Below are 17701 nucleotides of genomic sequence, written 5' to 3' on the forward strand. Positions count from 1 at the left end.
AGGGGAGAAATGACGTTGATGAGAAAATTTGGTAGATCAAGCAGACTGATAGCTTTGCTGCTTACGTTCACGTTAGTATTTGTTGCAGGCTGTCAAGCCGTTGCTAACCTCGACCTGAACACCGTATTAAAAAACGCGATTAAAGTAACATCGAGTGAGGGGAAGCAATCGGTTGAGCTGAATCTGCAATTGGATGAAGCGGCATTTGACGATATGACTGAAGAGGAAACCGCACTTATAAAAATGATAACCAGTTTGAAGGTAGAGCTGGACAATGTAAAGGTTCAGGATAATTCACATGTTTCTCTGAATGGCAAACTGACACTTGGAGATGCAACAGCTATTAAATTCTCACTCAAGACATCTGACAAGGTTGCAGTTATTGAGCTTGAAGGGGCGAAACAGCCTTACGTGCTGGATTTGACTGGAGAGAGCATGAACGCTTTGTTGGATGATATGGGACTACCTACTGAGGCGTCGGAAGAAGCTGCACCAGTAGTGGATCAGGAAGCGTTAACTGTTATTGGTAAGCAAATGTTGGATTCAATAGCTGCTTATGCGATTAATGGCTTGCCGAACCCGGAACGCATTAAGGTAACAACTGTAAACGAACCTATTAATGGTATTTCTACATCCCTCATGCAGGTTCATTTTGACATGAATGGTCCTGAGCTTTGGACGTGGGTGAAGAAATACGTTGATGTGCTTGTAGCTGATCGCGCTGGTCTAGATGCTATGGTTGCTGGGGTAATCGATTTATTGGAGAAAAACCAAGAGCTATGGGCTGCTGCAGGTATGGTTAATCCATTCGAAGAGGGCGAAGATGAAGAGGCTCTAACGAAGGAAGAAATGGTGGCGGAAGCGACGGACGCGATTGCTGAAATGCTTGTAGAGCTGCAAGATCAGCTTAAAGCACTCGAGAAAGAAGATAAAGAAACCATTGATCAACTATTTAATAAGGATCTAACGATTAAGGCGGATGTTTATGTAGATAGCAAGCTTGATATCCGTAAGCAGGCGTATGAATTGAATTATACACCGGGCGATCAGGATGCACTCGACCTTTTCCCTTTTAAAGGTATATCCGTTAAATTTAATAGCGAGCTCTGGAATGTAAATGGTACAGTTAAAGCTGAAGAAGCTGTTGCACCAAATTCTGTATATGCTATAGAAGAAATGTACGGGATGCAGGGCTACCAAGTACTGAAGCAGTTCGATGAGAAATCAGCTATCTATGATATATTGAAAAACAAGCTGCATATTACGAAACAAACAGTTAGCTCGTTCTCTGACGATTATCATAACCCACCGATTATTACACCCGGTTATGTAACGATTGTTCCTCTTCGTGATACAGCGGAGGAGCTTGGCGCTGTTCTAGAATATGACCCGAAGACTAGAAGCATCGAAGTGTTCGATGAAGCGACTAATACGACAATAGTGGTGAAGGTCGGCAGCGACAAGGCGATCATAAACGGAAAATCCGTAAAATGGAATTTTCCTGTCACGACAATTAACAGCGTAACTTATGTGCCTGCGCGCAGCTTTGCTACAGCACTTGGAGCAACAGTAGCCTGGGAAGAATTTTATGATGATGTGAAAATATTTACGATCGAACGGGAACTATAATCTAGTCGGAAGAGCTCATTCATACTGACATATAGTTAATCAGTTAGGAGTGCTTTAAAATGAATAAATTAACGACGGATGCGGATTTTCGCGAGGCGATAGCTAGCGAGGGACTGACGATAGCGGTATTCAAAACTACCTGGTGCAAGGACTGTCATTTTATCGATCCATTTATGCCTGATTTGGAACGGCACTATGAAGGGCGAGTAAAATTTGTCGAGATTGACCGTGACGATTTGCCTGACCTTTGCTCGGAATTGAATATTTTGGGCATACCAAGCTTTATAGCCTTCCGTGAAAATCAGGAATTGATTCGATTCGTAAGTAAGCTTCGTAAGACGCGTGATGAGATTGAACAATTCGTTGAGCGCGCGATTCAGGTCAGCGATACACTGACACAAAACTAATCATTAGTCCGCACTGAATGAGGGTAAAACCTCTCTCAGTGTGGACTTTCCTTTTTTTGAGGCGGCCAATACCGGAAGTGTCACATTTTCAACATGGCTTTTGCTGTTTTTTATCGATATAATTGAATTGTTATAAAATGATGGAAACAGGTGATTTTATTATGGTAACCGGCCGTTTTCGCACGTTAGCTCTTGCTGCGTGCATCGGAATGCTTCTTGTACTACTGGGCGGGGCACTCGTTACAAACACGGACTCAGGCCGTGGCTGCGGTGATGATTGGCCATTATGTAATGGTAAATTTGTACCTTCTTATACTTTGGAATCATTAATTGAATATTCGCATCGTCTTGTTACAAGCTTTGAAGGAGTTCTAGTCGCAGCTACCTTAGTATCTGTAGTTAGAAAATACAGAAAAAATAGACAAGCTTTCAAAGAACCTCTTTTCTATGCTGGTGGAGCAATGCTCTTTACGATTATTCAGGCGCTAATGGGAGCTGCGGCAGTTAAATGGCCCCAGTCACCGGCAGTTATGGCCATTCACTTTGGGATTTCGTTAATTGCCTTTGCAGCAACTTTTCTTTTAGTTATTTGGAGCTTTCGGGTCAAGCATGGGCCTATGCCCATCATGCAAGTACCACGATCAATATTTCCACGAGTGCTCCTTACCTCTATTTATTGTTATATTGTCGTTTATTTGGGTGCCTATATTCGTCATACCGATTCCGGTGGCGGCTGCGAAGGATGGCCCTTATGTAATGGTGAAATCGTGCCTGAAATAAGTGGAGCAGCAGGGATCGTATTTATCCATCGTCTAGCCGCTCTTCTTCTAGGAATATTTCTAACTATGCTGTTCTTGCATATTCGTAAAGTAAGCACTAGCGAAGCTGGTCTAACGAAGCAGGCAGGTTGGACGCTCGGACTTGTAGTAACACAAATATTTAGTGGAGCACTACTTACGATTACAATTACCAATGAGGATTTATTTATCTTTACAAATTTATTGCATAATTTGATTGTTACGGGCTTGTTTGGAATATTGATAGATATATTAGTTCGTTCCTGGCGGCTAAGAGAAGGTAGCGGAAAATAGTTGCCATAATAGTCAAGCTGCTGCTTGCCTCGCTAATTAAGGAGGCAGGCTTCCTTTTTTTAGAGGAGAAAGGTTCATACTGTTCAAAATGTTGATTGGCGGAAAGCCTTATTTCTTTGAGGGAAGCGCTCACATTTATAATGCAGTACATAGGAGATTTTCCCGTTCAGACAACTCATTTTTCAATTCAAGCTGAGGATAGGATATGTTTACAAAATAGGCTATACTTTATAACATCTAGATTATTCTGTATGAGTAAGCTGCGTTTTTTAATTTTATGGAGGAAGGACTGTTCAATTATGCTGCGTTTCCTGTTTGACGAGCCTCCGAGAGACGCGAAAGGAACCCTTGCAGAAACGTTCCGTTTAATGGAACAGTTTGTGTCTATGCTGCCTAAAAAAATTACGGCAGGAGTAATTAGCGATCCGAAGTATTCGAAATATGAGATATGGACGCTTGGACTGAAATCGTCGCTTGACGAGCTGGAGCAAAGCCATTACGCTGCTATTAGGTATGAAAACTTAATCGCATCCGCTTCTATTCAGCAAATGTCAGAGCAGGAATTAACGAATTATAATCGATATATTTATTTTGATAAAAATGCGTTTATTCGAGTGTTCTCTTTGCTTGATAAGCTAGGCACGCTTTTAAATGAATTACTTGATATTAAGGCGGAACGCATCAAAGCTCATTTCTCTTATTTTACGGTATTACGTGCTATGCGAGAGCGGAATGTACATCCGGAATTAACCTGGAAGCTGAACGATGTGAAGGAGAAATACAAGGAGCCCATGAAAAGGCTGCGCAATCGCAGAAATACCGAAATTCATTATATGAATTCAGAAATGCAGGATGATCTAATTCAAAGTCAGCGTATGTATGGAGAAGAAACGAAGCTGGAAAATATTGATAAGCAATCAGCTGATTTGACACAAGGTTTATATTTGGCAATGGAATCATTGCTGCTCACGTTTCAATATGCATGCGGTTTAATGCGTAAAAGGCAACCATAATCACGGGGGGTGGGGAATGCTCGTGGATCTAAAGGGTAGAACAGCATTAGTAACGGGCAGCGCCAAAGGATTAGGTAAACGAACGGCGCTGCAGCTTGCGGGGCAGGGCTGCAATATCGTAATTAATTACTTCCAGAGCGAGCTGGAAGCACAACAGGTGAAACAGGAAGTTGAGAAGTTAGGCGTAAAGGCGATAGCGGTTCAAGCTGACATTTCGACGCCAGAAGGTGTAGAAACGCTTGCGGAGGCAACTGAAAGCTGGGCTGGCGGCGCTGACATTCTCGTGAATAACGCGGGTCCATTTGTACGAGAGCGACGCTTATTTAGTAATTATGATGAAGCGACGATTATTCGACTGCTGAATGGTAATTTATTAGGAGTAATGCTCCTCGACCATCGTCTATTGCCGGAAATGAGACGGAGAAAATGGGGTCGTATTATTCACTTTGGCTTTGGTCATGCGGGTGAAGCTAGGGCATGGCCGCATCGCGCGGTTTATGCGGCGGCCAAGACAGGTCTTGTGTCTTTTACGAAATCACTGGCCGTTGAAGAAGCGCCATTTGGTATTACTGTCAATTTGATTGGACCTGGTGATATTCGCGGCATGAACAAAGAACGCTCCATAGCTGAGGTTGAGGGCGAATATGATTCGGAATCGCCGATTGGCCGTCCGGGAGCAGGCGAAGATGTCGCGCGTGTCATTCAGTTTTTGTGTGAGATGAAATCAAATTTTTTGACTGGTAACGTGATTGATGTAACTGGCGGATTCGATCCGATTGTCGCCAATATTAAAGGGGTACACTGATATCACATACAAAAAAAGAGTCTTATCGATTAGCGAAGGAGCGAGACTCCTTGCATTCGATAAGACTCTTCGTCATTTCAACGGTTGAACTAGCGCTATCTTGCGACACTTACTGAGCTTAACCGCAATGACATATAAGCACCGTATAATGGTGTGTCTTATAGGTTCTTATATTTTTAGAATACTTGAACGACTTCAACTACACCTTCAACTTCTTCAAGAAGCGCGCGTTCGATACCCGCTTTAAGTGTAATTGTTGAACTTGGACAGCTGCCGCAAGCTCCCATCAGACGAAGTTGGATAATGCCGCCTTCGACATCAACTAATTCAACATCGCCACCGTCACGTTGTAAAAACGGACGAAGCTTATCTAAAACGTCTAACACTTCATCATACATAGTGCTTTGTGTTTGTTCACTCATTGCAATCATCTCCTTTCTCCCCTATTATAGTACAAAGTGAAGCAATTGAAAATGGATAGTAACTAAGTAAAGTTAGGTGAAGCATAGTGTTTAAAACAATGATCGAGTTTTGTGCCAGCAATATGCATCATGGTACAGACCGTATAATGAAAAAATTCGAAGAGAATGAAGATTTCGAAGTCATCGAATACGGCTGTCTAGGCAATTGCGGTGAATGTTATTTAAAACCGTTTGCGCTTGTAGACGGCGCCATCGTAGCCGTTGAATCGGTAGAGCTGTTGTATGATCAAATTTTAAAAGCAATCGAGCAGCAGGAAGCTGACCGTGAAGCGTTAGATAAGCTTCTTGAAGATTTGTAGTAGACTTAGCCTAAATGACGCTTGGAACGCCAGAGCACGCCGCTCTTAACGAGCCGAGGTACACGACCCATTATAGGCGTGCCGCCCATAATTCCGAAGCCGCTTTTTTTGCCAAGTGAGCCAAGCACGCCCTTCAGCTTAATCTTACCTAAACGTGGCGTTTTATTATGCCAAATAGCTTGCATAACCTCGGCAATTTGTTTTCCTTGCGCACCTGCCGCTTGCCCGCTCGGTGATAGCGGCAATGCTGCGCAATCACCAACGATAAATACATCCGTGTAGTCTGGCAATTGGTGATACTCGTTAATAATTAATCTTCCTTGATTATCCTTAGGTAAATTTATGCGCTGAACGAGCGGTACAGGCTGGATGCCTGCAGTCCACACCGTCACATCGCTATAAATAGGAGCAGTTGAATTACCATCATGCAAAATGCCGCCCTCCAGCTTTGTTAAGCCGATATTTCCGAGCATCTCTACATGATGTTCGGAAAACCATTCCGCAACATAAGATTGAAGCTTTCCAGGGAAAGCGGATAACACGCGAGGCCCGCGATCCAAAATCCGAATATTAAGGTCGGGGCGGCTCTCCCTAAGCTCGGCTGCGACTTCAACCCCGCTCAATCCGCCGCCAACAATTGATATTTGGCCGTATGGTTTAACTCCATTAAGCATGGCATACGTTTGTCTTGCTGCAGAAAAGGTTTGAATGCTTGTGGAGAATTGTTCAGCACCATCAATACCGTGGTACTTATCCGTGCAGCCAAGTCCAATGACGAGCCATTCATATTCAAGTGACTCCTCATCTTGAATATGAACGAGTTTTTGCTCCATATCGACGTCTAAAACTTCTCCATAAGTAATTGTGATTCTTGGGTCTACAGGAAATTTGACTCTAAGCTCCAGATCCGAAACGGTACCGGCAGCTAATGCGTAATATTCTGTTTTCAAGCCTTGAAAGGGCATTCGGTCAATCAAAACAATGGAAACGTCCTGTGGCAGCTGTTTCTCTAACAGATCGTTCGCGATAGCAAGTCCACCATAGCCTCCACCCAAAATAATAAGTTTTCTCATATTCGTTCCAGCTCCATAATTCTTGATGATAACTCTATAATGTGCTTTAAGGGTACTGATTACTCAATCATATATTTTTATTTCATTGTAAAATGTATCACGCTCAACCGGGATTCGACCAGCGCCTTTAATTAGCCAGATCAGATCCTCGCGCGTAATGCCTTCCGGTGTCAGCGCGCCCGCGGCATGACTGATCTTTTCCTTTACAATCGTTCCATGCGCATCGGAAGCTCCCATAGTTAGTGCAACCTGTGTAAGCTGAACGCCAATATTTATAAAATAAGCTTTAATATGCTGAAAGTTATCAAGCATTAACCGACTGATCGCAATCGTCTTCAAGTCCTCGAAGGCCGAGTTGCGGCGGCGGATACCAGCTTTTGGATTGATAGGCTGCATGGACAACGGAATGAACACGAGAAAGCCGTTCGTCTCGTCTTGAAGCTCACGAATGTGAATTAAATGGCGAATACGTTCTTCCTTGGTTTCAATCGATCCATATAGCATTGTCGTATGTGTTCTTAATCCAAGCTCATGCGCAGTCCGGTGCACCTGTAAATATTGTGAAACATCTGCTTTATCAACACGCATTTTTTTGCGATAGTGATCGGATAAAATTTCCGCGCCTCCGCCAGTTAGAGATTGAAGTCCTGCTTTAATAAGCTCTTCAAGCACTTCCTTATAGCTGAGTCCGCTAATACGGGAGAAGAAATCAATTTCCGCGGCCGTGTAAGCTTTAAGTGTCACTTCAGGGAATCTTTCTTTTAATGCTTTAAGTGAATCGACATAATATTGAAAAGGCACGTTCGGATTATGTCCGCCGACGATATGGAATTCTCTAACGCCAGGATGGTAATGCTTCTCCACATATTCAATCATTTGCTGACCGCTTAACGTGTAAGAGCCTTCTTCGCCCTCGTCTCTGCGAAAGTTACAGAACGCACAGTGCGCTTCGCACACGTTGGTGAAGTAGAGGCTCATGTTTTCAATAAAATAAACCTTTTTACCATTTTTGCGCATTGCGACCTCATTAGCGAGTTGTCCGATGGTTAGCAGATCATCCGATTGATATAAGAAAACGCCATCCTCCAGCGTTAGCCGCTGGCCATGACGAACTTTTTCAATAATTTGCTGCATCTGTTTGTCTTCAGTTGGGATAACGACATTCATGACGCTGCCTCCTTAATAAATGTAGTTTGTGAAAAAAATAACGTTCTTTTCCGAACAAGAAGCTGTAACTATTATAAACCTCATACGAAGTGCGGGCAATAAGAAAAGTCTTTTCGTATGACATAGGCTAGCAAATAAGAGCTTTAGGCATACTTATCTTGAGCGGGCAAACAAATTGGAGTATACTATTTATAAGTAAGTGAGCTTCATAGTGGAACAGATATTGATAAGCGGAGGGATGTAACATGATCACAATTAGTGATACAGCATCTGATAAAATAAAAGAAATGCTGGCAGAAGAAGGCGGCCCTGAGATGTTTTTGCGAATCGGCGTCAAGGAAGGCGGCTGCACTGGCTTCTCATATGGCATGGGCTTTGATGATGAAGAGCATGAAGGTGACAAAGCGATCGAAATGCAAGGTCTGAAGGTAGTCGTAGACGCGGATAGCATTCAATATTTAAATGGTCTAGTTATCGATTTTAAGGAATCGGGAATGAGCGGCGGATTTACGATTGAGAATCCAAACGCAAGCGCGACTTGCGGCTGTGGCTCTTCTTTCCGTACGGCGACTGCTGCGGGCAAGCCAGCTGCAGCGGGCGAGTGCTAATTGTTAAAGCTCAGCAAAATATAATGCAATTAAGGGTGAAGATGTTCTTCACCTTTTTTTGTGTCTTCAAGTCAACTAACGCAATAACATTTTTCGGATGATGTGAGGATACGTTGACGCAAAAAGAAAAAGGAGCCCTTTTACAGGCTCCTCTTCGACGGTGTTTGATCGTTCGAGTATCTTCAAATGACACACTTCACATGAATAGAAATACTTGGGCACCGCTGTTCACTTTCCGTTTTAATGGAATGCTACTTGGCGTGTGTGTTCAGAGATGCTCTGCGACACAACCCCTCGCTTTCATTTAGCTTAGTGATTAGTTAAATTCCTCTTGTAGTCCTAGCACCAAATGGTCCAACGGAACCACACCTCTCTTCACACCGTCAAATATATCATGCACAGGTTTCGAGCATCTTATACATCATACACACAACGAATTATGAAAATAATAAATTTCTTTCATTTATGTTGCAATTATGACGGTTAGGTTTGATTGGATGCTCCGTTCCTGCTATGTTAATAAAAGTTGGAATGAACAAATAGGAGGCACAACATGTATCGAATTTTCATCGTAGAGGACGATGTGAAAATAGCGGCGATTTTAAAAAATAATATGGAGAAATATGGATTTGAGGCAGCATCCGCCATTAACCTTCGCGAGCTGATGTCAGAGCTGGAGGCTTATGAGCCGCATTTAGTATTGCTTGATATCAATCTGCCGTATTTTGATGGCTTTTATTGGTGCAGACAAATACGTACCCGTTCGAGTGTACCGATTATATTTATTTCCGCTCGCGCTGGGGAAATGGATCAGGTAATGGCGATTGAGAACGGCGGGGATGATTATGTGACGAAGCCCATTCATTTGGATTTATTGATGGCGAAGGTGAAAGGCGTATTAAGGCGCGTATATGGCGAGTATTCGACTGAGGGTGCGGGTATATCAACAAGAGGTGATGCCGGTAGTGGGGCTGGAAGCGTTCATGGTGAAATAACTGCGAATGGACTTCGCTTGTTTTTAAGCCGTAATGAGTTGGAATGGGAAGGGCAGCGGGTCGAGTTGACCAAAAATGAACAGCTGCTGGCAGAAAGCTTAATGAAGCAGCCTGGACAAGTTGCTTCACGCGAGGAGCTGCTCGAGTCGTTGTGGGATGATGTGCAATTTGTGGATGATAATACGTTGACTGTAAATGTAACGAGGCTTCGCAAAAAGCTGGAGGAGCTCGGTCTGCCGAAGGCGATCGAGACCATTCGCGGAAAGGGATATAAGCTTTCCATAGGTAATGCCAAACAGGAGGAAGCATCATCATGAGGGGGATGTCGGCCCTTATTTTCTTGCGTGATCGGTTACTGTATTTACTTGTGTTTGCTCTTATTATTGGTATATTTATTGTTCTCATGCTGCTGGAGCGTGAACGAAATCCTGGTTTTATTGATCTAAATACGATTTATTATTTTGTTGTGTTGTCTATTGTTTTTGTATTGATGTGGATTGTAGCTGATTATATACGTCAGCGAGCTTATTTCAAGCAGCTGCTTGAAGCGATAGCTCGTTCAGGTGAACTGCAAGCTTCTTCAATCGTGCGCAGTGTGGTTACGAAGGAGCAGCAGCTCGTTACACATTTATTGGAAGAGCAGCATCGCTCCTATTTGAATGAACTTGGCAAGTATCGTCGCCAGCAGGAGCTGCATAATCACTTCGTGCTTCAATGGGTTCACCATATGAAGACTCCGGTATCGGTCATTGATCTACTGGCCCAAGACGCACTACAGGAGAAATTGATTCAGGAAGAGCAGAAACAGCTTGTTGTAAGTGTACAGGAGGAGACGGATCGTTTAACAAGAGGACTTGAGATGATGCTTTACACCGCGCGCTTGGATAAATTCGAGATCGATTTACATAGTAAAAAGCTTGCCCTGCATGAGCTCATCCGGACGGTTATTAACGCGCATAAACGGCTATGTATCCGCCATTCGATTTTCCCTCGCGTAGATGGTGAGTTGTGGGTAGAGACGGATGAGAAGTGGATGACGTTTGTGCTCAATCAATTTGTGAGTAATGCGATTAAGTATAGTAAAAGCAAGCTAGGCTCCAAGTCAATTGTATTTCATTTATTGTCTCACGAGGACGGAGGTGGAAGACTGGAGGTCATCGATGAGGGCATTGGCATCGCTTCTTATGATCTGCCGCGTATCTTTGATCCGTTCTTCACAGGTGAAAACGGACGAGCTGAAGGGGAGTCAACGGGTATGGGGCTCTATTTGGTTAAGCAGGTATGCAATCGGCTTGGACATGTATTAGGCGTGTCATCTGAAATTGGTGTGGGTACGAGGTTCATGATTACTTTCGAATCGCGCGGCATACATCGTTTGAACAACAAAGCTGACGACAATACTCGCCTATAGTGACAACTTTGTAACATTCCATACAGAAATGAAAGGGTAATCGATGGGTTCGAAGCCTCCCCTGGGCTATACTAGCATTATGAAGCAACCATAAAGATAGATTTGGGGAGGAAATATGGAATGAGCGTACTAAGAGCGCAAGGGTTAGGCAAAATATACAGCAGTAAAGGAAATGTAGTTTACAAGGCATTAGAAGACATTGAGCTGACGGTAGAGGCAGGAGAATTTGTCGGCGTAATGGGTCCTTCAGGAAGCGGGAAAACGACGCTGCTTAATATGCTGGCGACGATTGATCGGCCAACTTCCGGTCAACTCGAAATTAATGGCGTGAACCCAAATAAGCTGACGGATAAGAAGCTGGCGTTATTCCGTCGCCGCGAGCTTGGATTCGTATTTCAAGATTTCAATTTGCTTGATACGCTATCCATTAAAGAGAATATTATTTTACCGCTCGTATTGGAAGGCATGGCGCCAAAGCTAATTGAACAAAAGCTAATGCCGCTTGCAGAGCTATTGCAAATAACGGCTATACTAAATAAACGAACGTATGAAGTATCTGGCGGGCAGAAACAACGTGCTGCAATCGCCAGGGCTATCGTACATCAACCTTCGCTTGTACTGGCGGATGAGCTTACTGGTAATCTGGATTCCAAGTCGGCAAAAGACGTTATGGACTCGCTAAAGGATATGAACGAACGATTTAAAGCTACCGTTCTTATGGTCACGCATGATCCGTTCTCGGCAAGCTATTGCCAGCGGATTGTCTTTATAAAAGATGGCAAGTTTTTCTCTGAGATCCGCCGCGGCTCGAATCGACAAGCGTTCTTCCAGCAAATATTAGACGCGCTCAGCGTACTGGGAGGTAATTTCGATGACATTCCGTTCGCTCGCGCTTAGTAATATACGGGGAAATTGGCGGTCCTACAGCGCGTTTTTTCTGAGCAGTGTTTTTTCTGTCATGATCTTTTACATTTATGCGGCGTTTCTTGCACATCCAGACGTGGTGAGCGGTCATATTATGGCTGCATCGAAAATTCGTCAAGGTATGCTGTTTTGTGAATACATCATTGTGATCTTCTCATTCCTGTTTGTGCTTTACTCCAATTCGGCTTTTCTTAAGACAAGGCAGCAGGAGTTTGGTTTATTTTCATTATTCGGAATGACAAGGGCACAGCTGAGAGAGCTAGTTATCTATGAAAATGCAGCGATAGCCGTGCTTGCTATTGCATCAGGCATTGGGCTTGGGATGTTGTTCAGCAAGCTATTCTTCATGGCGCTTGCTGTTCTTCTCAAAATGAATGAGACCATTCCTTTTGCAGTTCCATTAAAAGCGGTAGGGTTGACAGCAGGAGGTTTTTTCGCTCTATTCATGCTCATCTCCATATGGACGGCGCTAAGAATCGGTCGTACGGAAATTATTGATTTGTTGAAGGCTGCACGTAAGCCAAAAGGCCAGCTGCTATTTTCACCTTGGCTGGTGGCAGTTGCGATTGTATGTTTAGCAACCGCATATGGATTGGCATATATCATGGACGTAAATACTTTTATGATTTTTACTCTTCCGATATTGGTTACAGTTATTGTTGGGACCTACTTCTTGTTTACACAGCTAAGTATTCTGTTGCTGCGTTTCATTCAGAAGCGTTTTGCTATTTACTACAATCGTACAAATATGATTATCTTCGCGCAGCTTGGTTATAAAATTAAGGATAATGCTCGCATTCTCTTTGTTGTATCGATACTAAGTGCCGTTATTTTGACAGCATTGGGTACCGTATATATTATGCAAATAAATGGTAAGGAAGGCATGCTTCAGAACTCACCTTTTTCTCTTGCCTATGTGGAGAAGGGGGTAAAAACGCATGAAGTTATCGATCCTTCCGAGTTGAAACGAATTGTAGCTGCGGATGGTTTTCGATTCGAAAAAGAAGCGAGGGTTGTAGGTCTTCCATTATTAAAATTCACAATTGATACGGATGGTGAAACAAGAGACTATAACTCGGATTCGATCATTATTTCGGCAACCGATTATAATAAACTGGCTCAATCACTTGGTCAGCCTTCAATTCAGCCGGAGAGCGGCAAGCTGACCCTCGCACAGCAAACCTATAGCACTAGAGGGATGGGCGAGGGTATTGTCAAAGGAAGTCTCAATGGAGCTCAAATCGAACTAGCGATGACAGGCACGGTTAATGCAAAGATTATGAACTGGACGGATAGCACCTTTTACACTTTCGTCTTGGATGATTTCTCCTATATGAAGCTGCAATCAGATATTCCAGAGGAGAAGCAGCTCGTTATGTACGGCTATGAGCTTAGTAATTGGGAGCGTTCTGCAAATACAGTAGCAAAACTAGAGAAGCTGGTTCCCGATAATATGAAAGGTCAAATCGATTTTAGACGTGCATCCAATTATGAGGAAATGAAAGAGACAGTCGGATTGACCTTATTCATTGGTATGTTTATTAGCCTACTGTTCTTTATTGCTTCTGGCAGTATGATTTATTTTAAACTCTTTACAGAGCTGCAGGACGATCAAGCACAGTTTAAGGCGCTCACCAGAATCGGAATGACCAAGGGAGAAATTCGTAAAATCGTTGTGACACAGGTCGGTATGGTGTTTTTCGTTCCGGTAGTTGTGGGAATATCCCATGCCCTGTTCGCGATGAAGGCGCTGGATAACATACTGGAATCTTCAAATTGGACGTACTCCTTCGTCGTAATCGGTATTTATATTGTGATGCAGACGCTTTATTTCCTCGCTGCATGCAGCAGTTATATGAAGAGCATGCTCCGTGGTGCGACAGCTTAAGCAGATACGCTAGAGAAAGGGATGATTTCGAGTCCCTTACATAATGGTTAGAAACCAGGCGATACTAACACAGACTGATTTGAACAACTGTGGAGGTGTTATCGTCATGAAGCACTTGATCGTATATTGTCACCCTAATCCGGATAGCTTCAATAACGCGATAGTAGATGCGTTCACGGAGACATTGAAGCAGCAGGGGAATGAAGTCGTCATTCGCGACTTGTATAAGATGGGATTTGATCCGGTCCTTAAAGGCAGTGATTTTGAAGCGCTCCACCAAGGTAATCCACCAGATGATATTAAAACAGAGCAAGAGCATCTGAAATGGGCAGACGCCTTCACGATGATCTATCCCATTTGGTGGACAGGTCTGCCTGCCCTAATCAAAGGTTACATTGATCGGGTGTTTTCATATGGCTTCGCTTATGCCTATGGAGAGGATGGCAGCATAAACAAGCTGCTTACTGGTAAAAAAGGTCTTATTATCAACACGCATGGCGCACCTTCGGAAATCTACAGCAAGAACGGCATGTATGACGGACTCAAATTGACATCGGATACTGGCATTTATGAGTTTTGCGGCATTTCGCCGGTAGGTCATTTATTTTTTGGGAGTGTGCGACAAATCGATGACGCAGCTCGTCTGGAAATGCTCGAGGAAGTCCAAGAGAAAGCCAAAACATTATTTGAATAATCGTAATGATAAATTGAATCGCAAAAAGCCCCATCTCGATAAAAATAGAGATGGGGCTTTTTGTTACAAGGGCTATTTTTTGCTGGAACAGGCAACAATAATAATGATTACATAAATAATCCGATTGGAATGATTAATATGATGAGTATCCATTGGCGGTTAGCCGAGCTTTGGGTGTTAAAGCAAAATAGAGAGCTGCTAGAGGACGAATTATTAGAATTAGAATGCTGTATGAAGCTTAATGCCAATTATGCGTTAAAGGTTGCTGAACAATATAATATGGCACTTATGGCCAGCATGACAAATGATTGGAGCTGGCTGCATGACATATCCGCTAACATTGAAAAATTAGAAAACATATATAAAGATAAGAAACCGCATTTTTTTGAAAGATGACAGTAATCTTTAGCTAGTCAGTTTTAGAAGTAATTCTTTTTTTCAGAAACATCAATTGGGGAATTTCTAGTGATTTCTCAAGTGCGTGTAGGATGGATACGACGACTATAAGTCCAATTAACGCTCCTGTAACGGATAATGGAACAGTCCATAGTACAGGAGATTGAGAAAAAAATGGAATAAGGGAAACAGCTACAATAGGTGGTGCATTCCATTTGAAGCGATGAATGAGCCAGAAGGTAATTAGTGTCGTAATAAGCATAGAAATAATGCCGTGATGGAGAAAAAACAAAGCGGATCCAATGAAAGAAGCAAGTAATGCACCAAAAGAAATCTTCACTAACGATAAAAAGTCAAATGGACGTGTAATACAAATGAACCCAAAGGCTCCGAGTGTTGGAAAAAAGATCATGTTGAGCTCAGGAACTCGTAATGAAATCCAATAGAGGAGCATAATGTAGGAGCCAATGGCTAAAGATTTAACAATCATTGAAAAGGACCCTTTCTTTGTGTTAATTATAGTTGAGTAAACTCCACCTCGATGTGTACAACCTCCGATCGGCTGCCAATGCGTATAGGAGGTCCCCATGATCCGAAGCCTGATGATACAATCGCATGAAGCCCGCCTTTGCGCAAATAACCCCAGTCAAGTTCAAACAAGCGTCGTGTGATGAGATGGTTTGGTGCCATTTGACCGCGATGCGTATGGCCGGATACGGAAAGATCAATACCATTTTCCGCAGCATTCGCAATATCGGATGGCTGGTGATCAAGCATAATCATTGGAAGGGACGTATTGATGGACGAGACTAGCTCGCTTATCGGAAGTCTTTTGTCAGAGGATCGGAAGCCGCTTGAAGCTTTATCCTTTCGTCCGATAATATAGAAGCTGTCATTGATCAGTACGGACTCATCCATCAGAACATGTATATCAATGGCTCGCATAGCATCAATAAACTCAGGTACTTTTCCGCCGATATACTCATGATTGCCAGTGACTGCATATACACCAAGCGGAGCTCTAAGCTTGCCAAGCACATCAGCCATATTTTTGCGAACAAAAGGTTCAATGTCATCGTCCAAAATGTCACCTGGAAGTAAAATAAGATCCGGTTGAATATGCTTCACCTTAGCTACTAATCGTTCCAAATGACGCTTGCCTACGATATTGCCGAGATGCAAATCGGAAGCCATCGCAATCCGCAGCTTATTCATAGCTCCAGCTTGCTTCGGAATTTGCACATGATACGTTCGAATGACGGGACTCCACGCATTCCAAGAGCCGCGGGCCAGAAGGGCAATCAATAATAATGAAGTTGCGATCCCCACGCCAACTATGTAAATAGATTCAGAAGCGCCAAGCGCTTTAAGGATCAACCCGAGTATATTAGCAATTGGCAAAATTAACACGCCATATTCCAGAATGGCAAACCAATACGAGCCAATCACCTTTAACGCTTCCGCAATAGGTTTAAGGAATGAGGAATAAAGTGAGCGGCCAATCAAATAGGAAAATGCGAGCAATCCGAAGCATGCTGTATATATTCCTGAATGACTCCAATCGAATAGGGTAGATAGAAATAACCAACCGTTCCAACCTATGTACCAAGTAATTCCGGAATACACAAGCAAAACACCTATAATAATAGCTACAAAACGAAGTTTCATTCTTCAACGCTCCTTGATTGCTCATCTGTTCGTACATAAGCTGAAACTACTATATCATATAGAGAAGATAGCAGCCAAATGGATACGAGCAGCAGGAACATGACGCATAAAGGCGAACGTATATATACGATAATTACATTTAATAGTAGACAGAGCAAATTGTAATAGACAAAGTTAATAATATTGAAGTTGTATGTAGCCTAGGAGGAGAGAATACAATGACGAATCCTGTTGTATCAAAGGAACAATTAGAACGAGCAGTTCAATTTATAAAAAATGAAGGAAGGCTGCTGGAGAAAGCTTTATATGCTTTTGAATTTGAACGGGGCTCTGCAGAGGCTGTAACGAGAGAACTAGCCGAATATCAAAATGTGGATGGCGGCTTTGGAAAAGGGCTAGAGCCGGATATTCGATCAGACGTATCCTCCGCTATCGCAACGACTGTCGCGTTGCAGTATTTGAAAACGGTAGAAGCAGGCAGTGATTCGCCGCTTGTTAAGGCCGCGATTAGCTATCTGGTTGATACCTATAATAAGACGCAACGAGCAGGCTGGGATATTGTGCCTCCAGAAGTGGAGCAGGCTCCTCGTGCTCCGTGGTGGAATTATAATGCGGCGCATGACGGATGGGGAAATCCAGCGCTTGAAATTGTCGGTTACTTTCATAAGTACGCAGACCTGGTGCCGGCGAATTTACTCGATGAGCTGACACAGCATGCCATTACCTATATTAATGAAGAATCAACGCGAAAAGATTTTCATGAGCTGCTCTGTTGTTTGCGTTTCGCGGAGCTTGTACCTGATTCGGTGCTGCGTGAAGTTAAATCGGCACTCGATGAAATGGTAATTAACTGCGTTACAATTGACCCAGATGGGTGGAACGGCTATTGTCTTATACCCTTACAGGTGGCTGAGTCACCAAAGTCGATTTATTATGAAAAACTAAAAGACAGCGTGACGTTGAATCTGAGACATTTAGTATCGAAGCAGCAGGCAGAGGGTTCATGGTCGCCGCCTTGGGGATGGGGGCAATATGAAGATGTTTGGCCGCAGGCTGAACGAGAATGGAAGGGCGTCTTGACGCTTGATGCGTTGCGCAGACTGAAAGCCTATGGTATCGTGTCGTCATAGATGAGTAGCATTTGAATAGGA

19 protein-coding genes are annotated in these 17701 nt (G+C 43.2%); 14 read left to right on the top strand and 5 right to left on the bottom strand.

Annotated elements, in window-relative coordinates:
* Nucleotides 1-18 precede the first annotated feature (18 nt).
* The 5 genes from AC0YN7_RS15380 (at nt 19) to AC0YN7_RS15400 (ending at nt 4945) form a co-directional block, all read left to right on the top strand.
* Nucleotides 19-1629 (top strand): copper amine oxidase N-terminal domain-containing protein, encoded by a 1611-nt coding sequence (locus AC0YN7_RS15380; RefSeq protein ID WP_475810989.1) that lies wholly within the window; start codon nt 19-21, stop codon nt 1627-1629.
* A gap of 59 nt (nt 1630-1688) precedes the next feature.
* On the top strand, nt 1689-2036 hold the full coding sequence (locus tag AC0YN7_RS15385; protein WP_475810887.1) for a thioredoxin family protein: 348 nt from the start codon (nt 1689-1691) through the stop codon (nt 2034-2036).
* A 161-nt stretch (nt 2037-2197) separates the two neighbouring features.
* A complete protein-coding gene (locus tag AC0YN7_RS15390) occupies nt 2198-3127 on the top strand; it encodes a COX15/CtaA family protein (protein ID WP_475810888.1) in 930 nt (309 codons plus the stop codon).
* A gap of 299 nt (nt 3128-3426) precedes the next feature.
* Nucleotides 3427-4140, top strand: coding sequence for a Cthe_2314 family HEPN domain-containing protein (locus tag AC0YN7_RS15395; protein ID WP_475810889.1), 714 nt, complete (start codon nt 3427-3429; stop codon nt 4138-4140).
* Nucleotides 4141-4156: 16 nt separating this feature from the next.
* Nucleotides 4157-4945, top strand: coding sequence for an SDR family oxidoreductase (locus AC0YN7_RS15400; RefSeq protein ID WP_475810890.1), 789 nt, complete (start codon nt 4157-4159; stop codon nt 4943-4945).
* Nucleotides 4946-5121: 176 nt separating this feature from the next.
* Here the strand turns inward: AC0YN7_RS15400 and AC0YN7_RS15405 are convergent, their stop codons facing one another.
* Nucleotides 5122-5367 carry a NifU family protein gene (locus AC0YN7_RS15405; protein ID WP_475810891.1) on the bottom strand — a complete coding sequence of 82 codons (246 nt, stop codon included), beginning with the start codon at nt 5365-5367 and terminating at the stop codon, nt 5122-5124.
* Nucleotides 5368-5453: 86 nt separating this feature from the next.
* On the opposite strand from AC0YN7_RS15405, the gene AC0YN7_RS15410 reads away from it, so the two are divergent.
* Entirely contained in the window at nt 5454-5726 is a 273-nt protein-coding gene (locus AC0YN7_RS15410) for a YuzB family protein (RefSeq protein WP_475810892.1), read from the top strand.
* 5 nt (nt 5727-5731) lie between these two features.
* Here the strand turns inward: AC0YN7_RS15410 and AC0YN7_RS15415 are convergent, their stop codons facing one another.
* A complete protein-coding gene (locus AC0YN7_RS15415) occupies nt 5732-6799 on the bottom strand; it encodes an NAD(P)/FAD-dependent oxidoreductase (protein ID WP_475810893.1) in 1068 nt (355 codons plus the stop codon).
* 63 nt (nt 6800-6862) lie between these two features.
* Nucleotides 6863-7966 (bottom strand): aminofutalosine synthase MqnE, encoded by a 1104-nt coding sequence (gene mqnE / locus AC0YN7_RS15420; protein WP_475810894.1) that lies wholly within the window; start codon nt 7964-7966, stop codon nt 6863-6865.
* 245 nt (nt 7967-8211) lie between these two features.
* Between mqnE and AC0YN7_RS15425 the strand changes: the two genes are divergently transcribed.
* From AC0YN7_RS15425 to AC0YN7_RS15455, 7 genes are all read left to right on the top strand, one after another.
* The gene (locus tag AC0YN7_RS15425; RefSeq protein WP_475810895.1) at nt 8212-8574 is read left to right on the top strand and encodes a HesB/IscA family protein; all 363 of its coding nucleotides are present in this window, start codon (nt 8212-8214) and stop codon (nt 8572-8574) included.
* 553 nt (nt 8575-9127) lie between these two features.
* Nucleotides 9128-9886, top strand: coding sequence for a response regulator transcription factor (locus AC0YN7_RS15430; protein WP_475810896.1), 759 nt, complete (start codon nt 9128-9130; stop codon nt 9884-9886).
* A complete protein-coding gene (locus AC0YN7_RS15435; protein ID WP_475810897.1) occupies nt 9883-10980 on the top strand; it encodes a sensor histidine kinase in 1098 nt (365 codons plus the stop codon). The genes AC0YN7_RS15430 and AC0YN7_RS15435 overlap by 4 nt, the downstream gene beginning before the upstream one ends.
* Before the next feature lie 120 nt (nt 10981-11100).
* On the top strand, nt 11101-11877 hold the full coding sequence (locus AC0YN7_RS15440) for an ABC transporter ATP-binding protein (RefSeq protein WP_475810898.1): 777 nt from the start codon (nt 11101-11103) through the stop codon (nt 11875-11877).
* Nucleotides 11852-13792, top strand: coding sequence for an FtsX-like permease family protein (locus AC0YN7_RS15445; protein WP_475810899.1), 1941 nt, complete (start codon nt 11852-11854; stop codon nt 13790-13792). Before AC0YN7_RS15440 ends, AC0YN7_RS15445 begins: the two co-directional genes overlap by 26 nt.
* Nucleotides 13793-13898: 106 nt before the next feature.
* Complete coding sequence (locus AC0YN7_RS15450) at nt 13899-14486, top strand: NAD(P)H-dependent oxidoreductase (RefSeq protein ID WP_475810900.1); 588 nt, start codon at nt 13899-13901, stop codon at nt 14484-14486.
* A gap of 60 nt (nt 14487-14546) precedes the next feature.
* Nucleotides 14547-14882, top strand: a complete 336-nt coding sequence (locus tag AC0YN7_RS15455) for a DUF7667 family protein (RefSeq protein WP_475810901.1) — start codon at nt 14547-14549, stop codon at nt 14880-14882.
* A gap of 13 nt (nt 14883-14895) precedes the next feature.
* Here AC0YN7_RS15455 and AC0YN7_RS15460 read toward each other — a convergent pair whose 3' ends face one another.
* On the bottom strand, nt 14896-15372 hold the full coding sequence (locus AC0YN7_RS15460) for a hypothetical protein (protein ID WP_475810902.1): 477 nt from the start codon (nt 15370-15372) through the stop codon (nt 14896-14898).
* Between the two features lie 26 nt (nt 15373-15398).
* On the bottom strand, nt 15399-16550 hold the full coding sequence (locus AC0YN7_RS15465) for a metallophosphoesterase (RefSeq protein WP_475810903.1): 1152 nt from the start codon (nt 16548-16550) through the stop codon (nt 15399-15401).
* 218 nt (nt 16551-16768) lie between these two features.
* On the opposite strand from AC0YN7_RS15465, the gene AC0YN7_RS15470 reads away from it, so the two are divergent.
* A complete protein-coding gene (locus AC0YN7_RS15470) occupies nt 16769-17680 on the top strand; it encodes a hypothetical protein (protein WP_475810904.1) in 912 nt (303 codons plus the stop codon).
* Nucleotides 17681-17701 lie beyond the last annotated feature (21 nt).

It is taken from the genome of Paenibacillus sp. J31R122 (assembly GCF_056269185.1).

Excerpts from the sequence above, each read along its gene's own strand:
- AC0YN7_RS15380 (WP_475810989.1), top strand. The coding sequence starts at position 19 with ATGAGAAAATTTGGTAGATCAAGCAGACTGATAGCTTTGCTGCTTACG.
- AC0YN7_RS15385 (WP_475810887.1), top strand. The coding sequence starts at position 1,689 with ATGAATAAATTAACGACGGATGCGGATTTTCGCGAGGCGATAGCTAGC.
- AC0YN7_RS15390 (WP_475810888.1), top strand. The coding sequence starts at position 2,198 with ATGGTAACCGGCCGTTTTCGCACGTTAGCTCTTGCTGCGTGCATCGGA.
- AC0YN7_RS15395 (WP_475810889.1), top strand. The coding sequence starts at position 3,427 with ATGCTGCGTTTCCTGTTTGACGAGCCTCCGAGAGACGCGAAAGGAACC.
- AC0YN7_RS15400 (WP_475810890.1), top strand. The coding sequence starts at position 4,157 with ATGCTCGTGGATCTAAAGGGTAGAACAGCATTAGTAACGGGCAGCGCC.
- AC0YN7_RS15405 (WP_475810891.1), bottom strand. The coding sequence starts at position 5,367 with ATGAGTGAACAAACACAAAGCACTATGTATGATGAAGTGTTAGACGTT.
- AC0YN7_RS15415 (WP_475810893.1), bottom strand. The coding sequence starts at position 6,799 with ATGAGAAAACTTATTATTTTGGGTGGAGGCTATGGTGGACTTGCTATC.
- mqnE (WP_475810894.1), bottom strand. The coding sequence starts at position 7,966 with ATGAATGTCGTTATCCCAACTGAAGACAAACAGATGCAGCAAATTATT.
- AC0YN7_RS15425 (WP_475810895.1), top strand. The coding sequence starts at position 8,212 with ATGATCACAATTAGTGATACAGCATCTGATAAAATAAAAGAAATGCTG.
- AC0YN7_RS15430 (WP_475810896.1), top strand. The coding sequence starts at position 9,128 with ATGTATCGAATTTTCATCGTAGAGGACGATGTGAAAATAGCGGCGATT.
- AC0YN7_RS15435 (WP_475810897.1), top strand. The coding sequence starts at position 9,883 with ATGAGGGGGATGTCGGCCCTTATTTTCTTGCGTGATCGGTTACTGTAT.
- AC0YN7_RS15440 (WP_475810898.1), top strand. The coding sequence starts at position 11,101 with ATGAGCGTACTAAGAGCGCAAGGGTTAGGCAAAATATACAGCAGTAAA.
- AC0YN7_RS15445 (WP_475810899.1), top strand. The coding sequence starts at position 11,852 with ATGACATTCCGTTCGCTCGCGCTTAGTAATATACGGGGAAATTGGCGG.
- AC0YN7_RS15450 (WP_475810900.1), top strand. The coding sequence starts at position 13,899 with ATGAAGCACTTGATCGTATATTGTCACCCTAATCCGGATAGCTTCAAT.
- AC0YN7_RS15460 (WP_475810902.1), bottom strand. The coding sequence starts at position 15,372 with ATGATTGTTAAATCTTTAGCCATTGGCTCCTACATTATGCTCCTCTAT.
- AC0YN7_RS15465 (WP_475810903.1), bottom strand. The coding sequence starts at position 16,550 with ATGAAACTTCGTTTTGTAGCTATTATTATAGGTGTTTTGCTTGTGTAT.
- AC0YN7_RS15470 (WP_475810904.1), top strand. The coding sequence starts at position 16,769 with ATGACGAATCCTGTTGTATCAAAGGAACAATTAGAACGAGCAGTTCAA.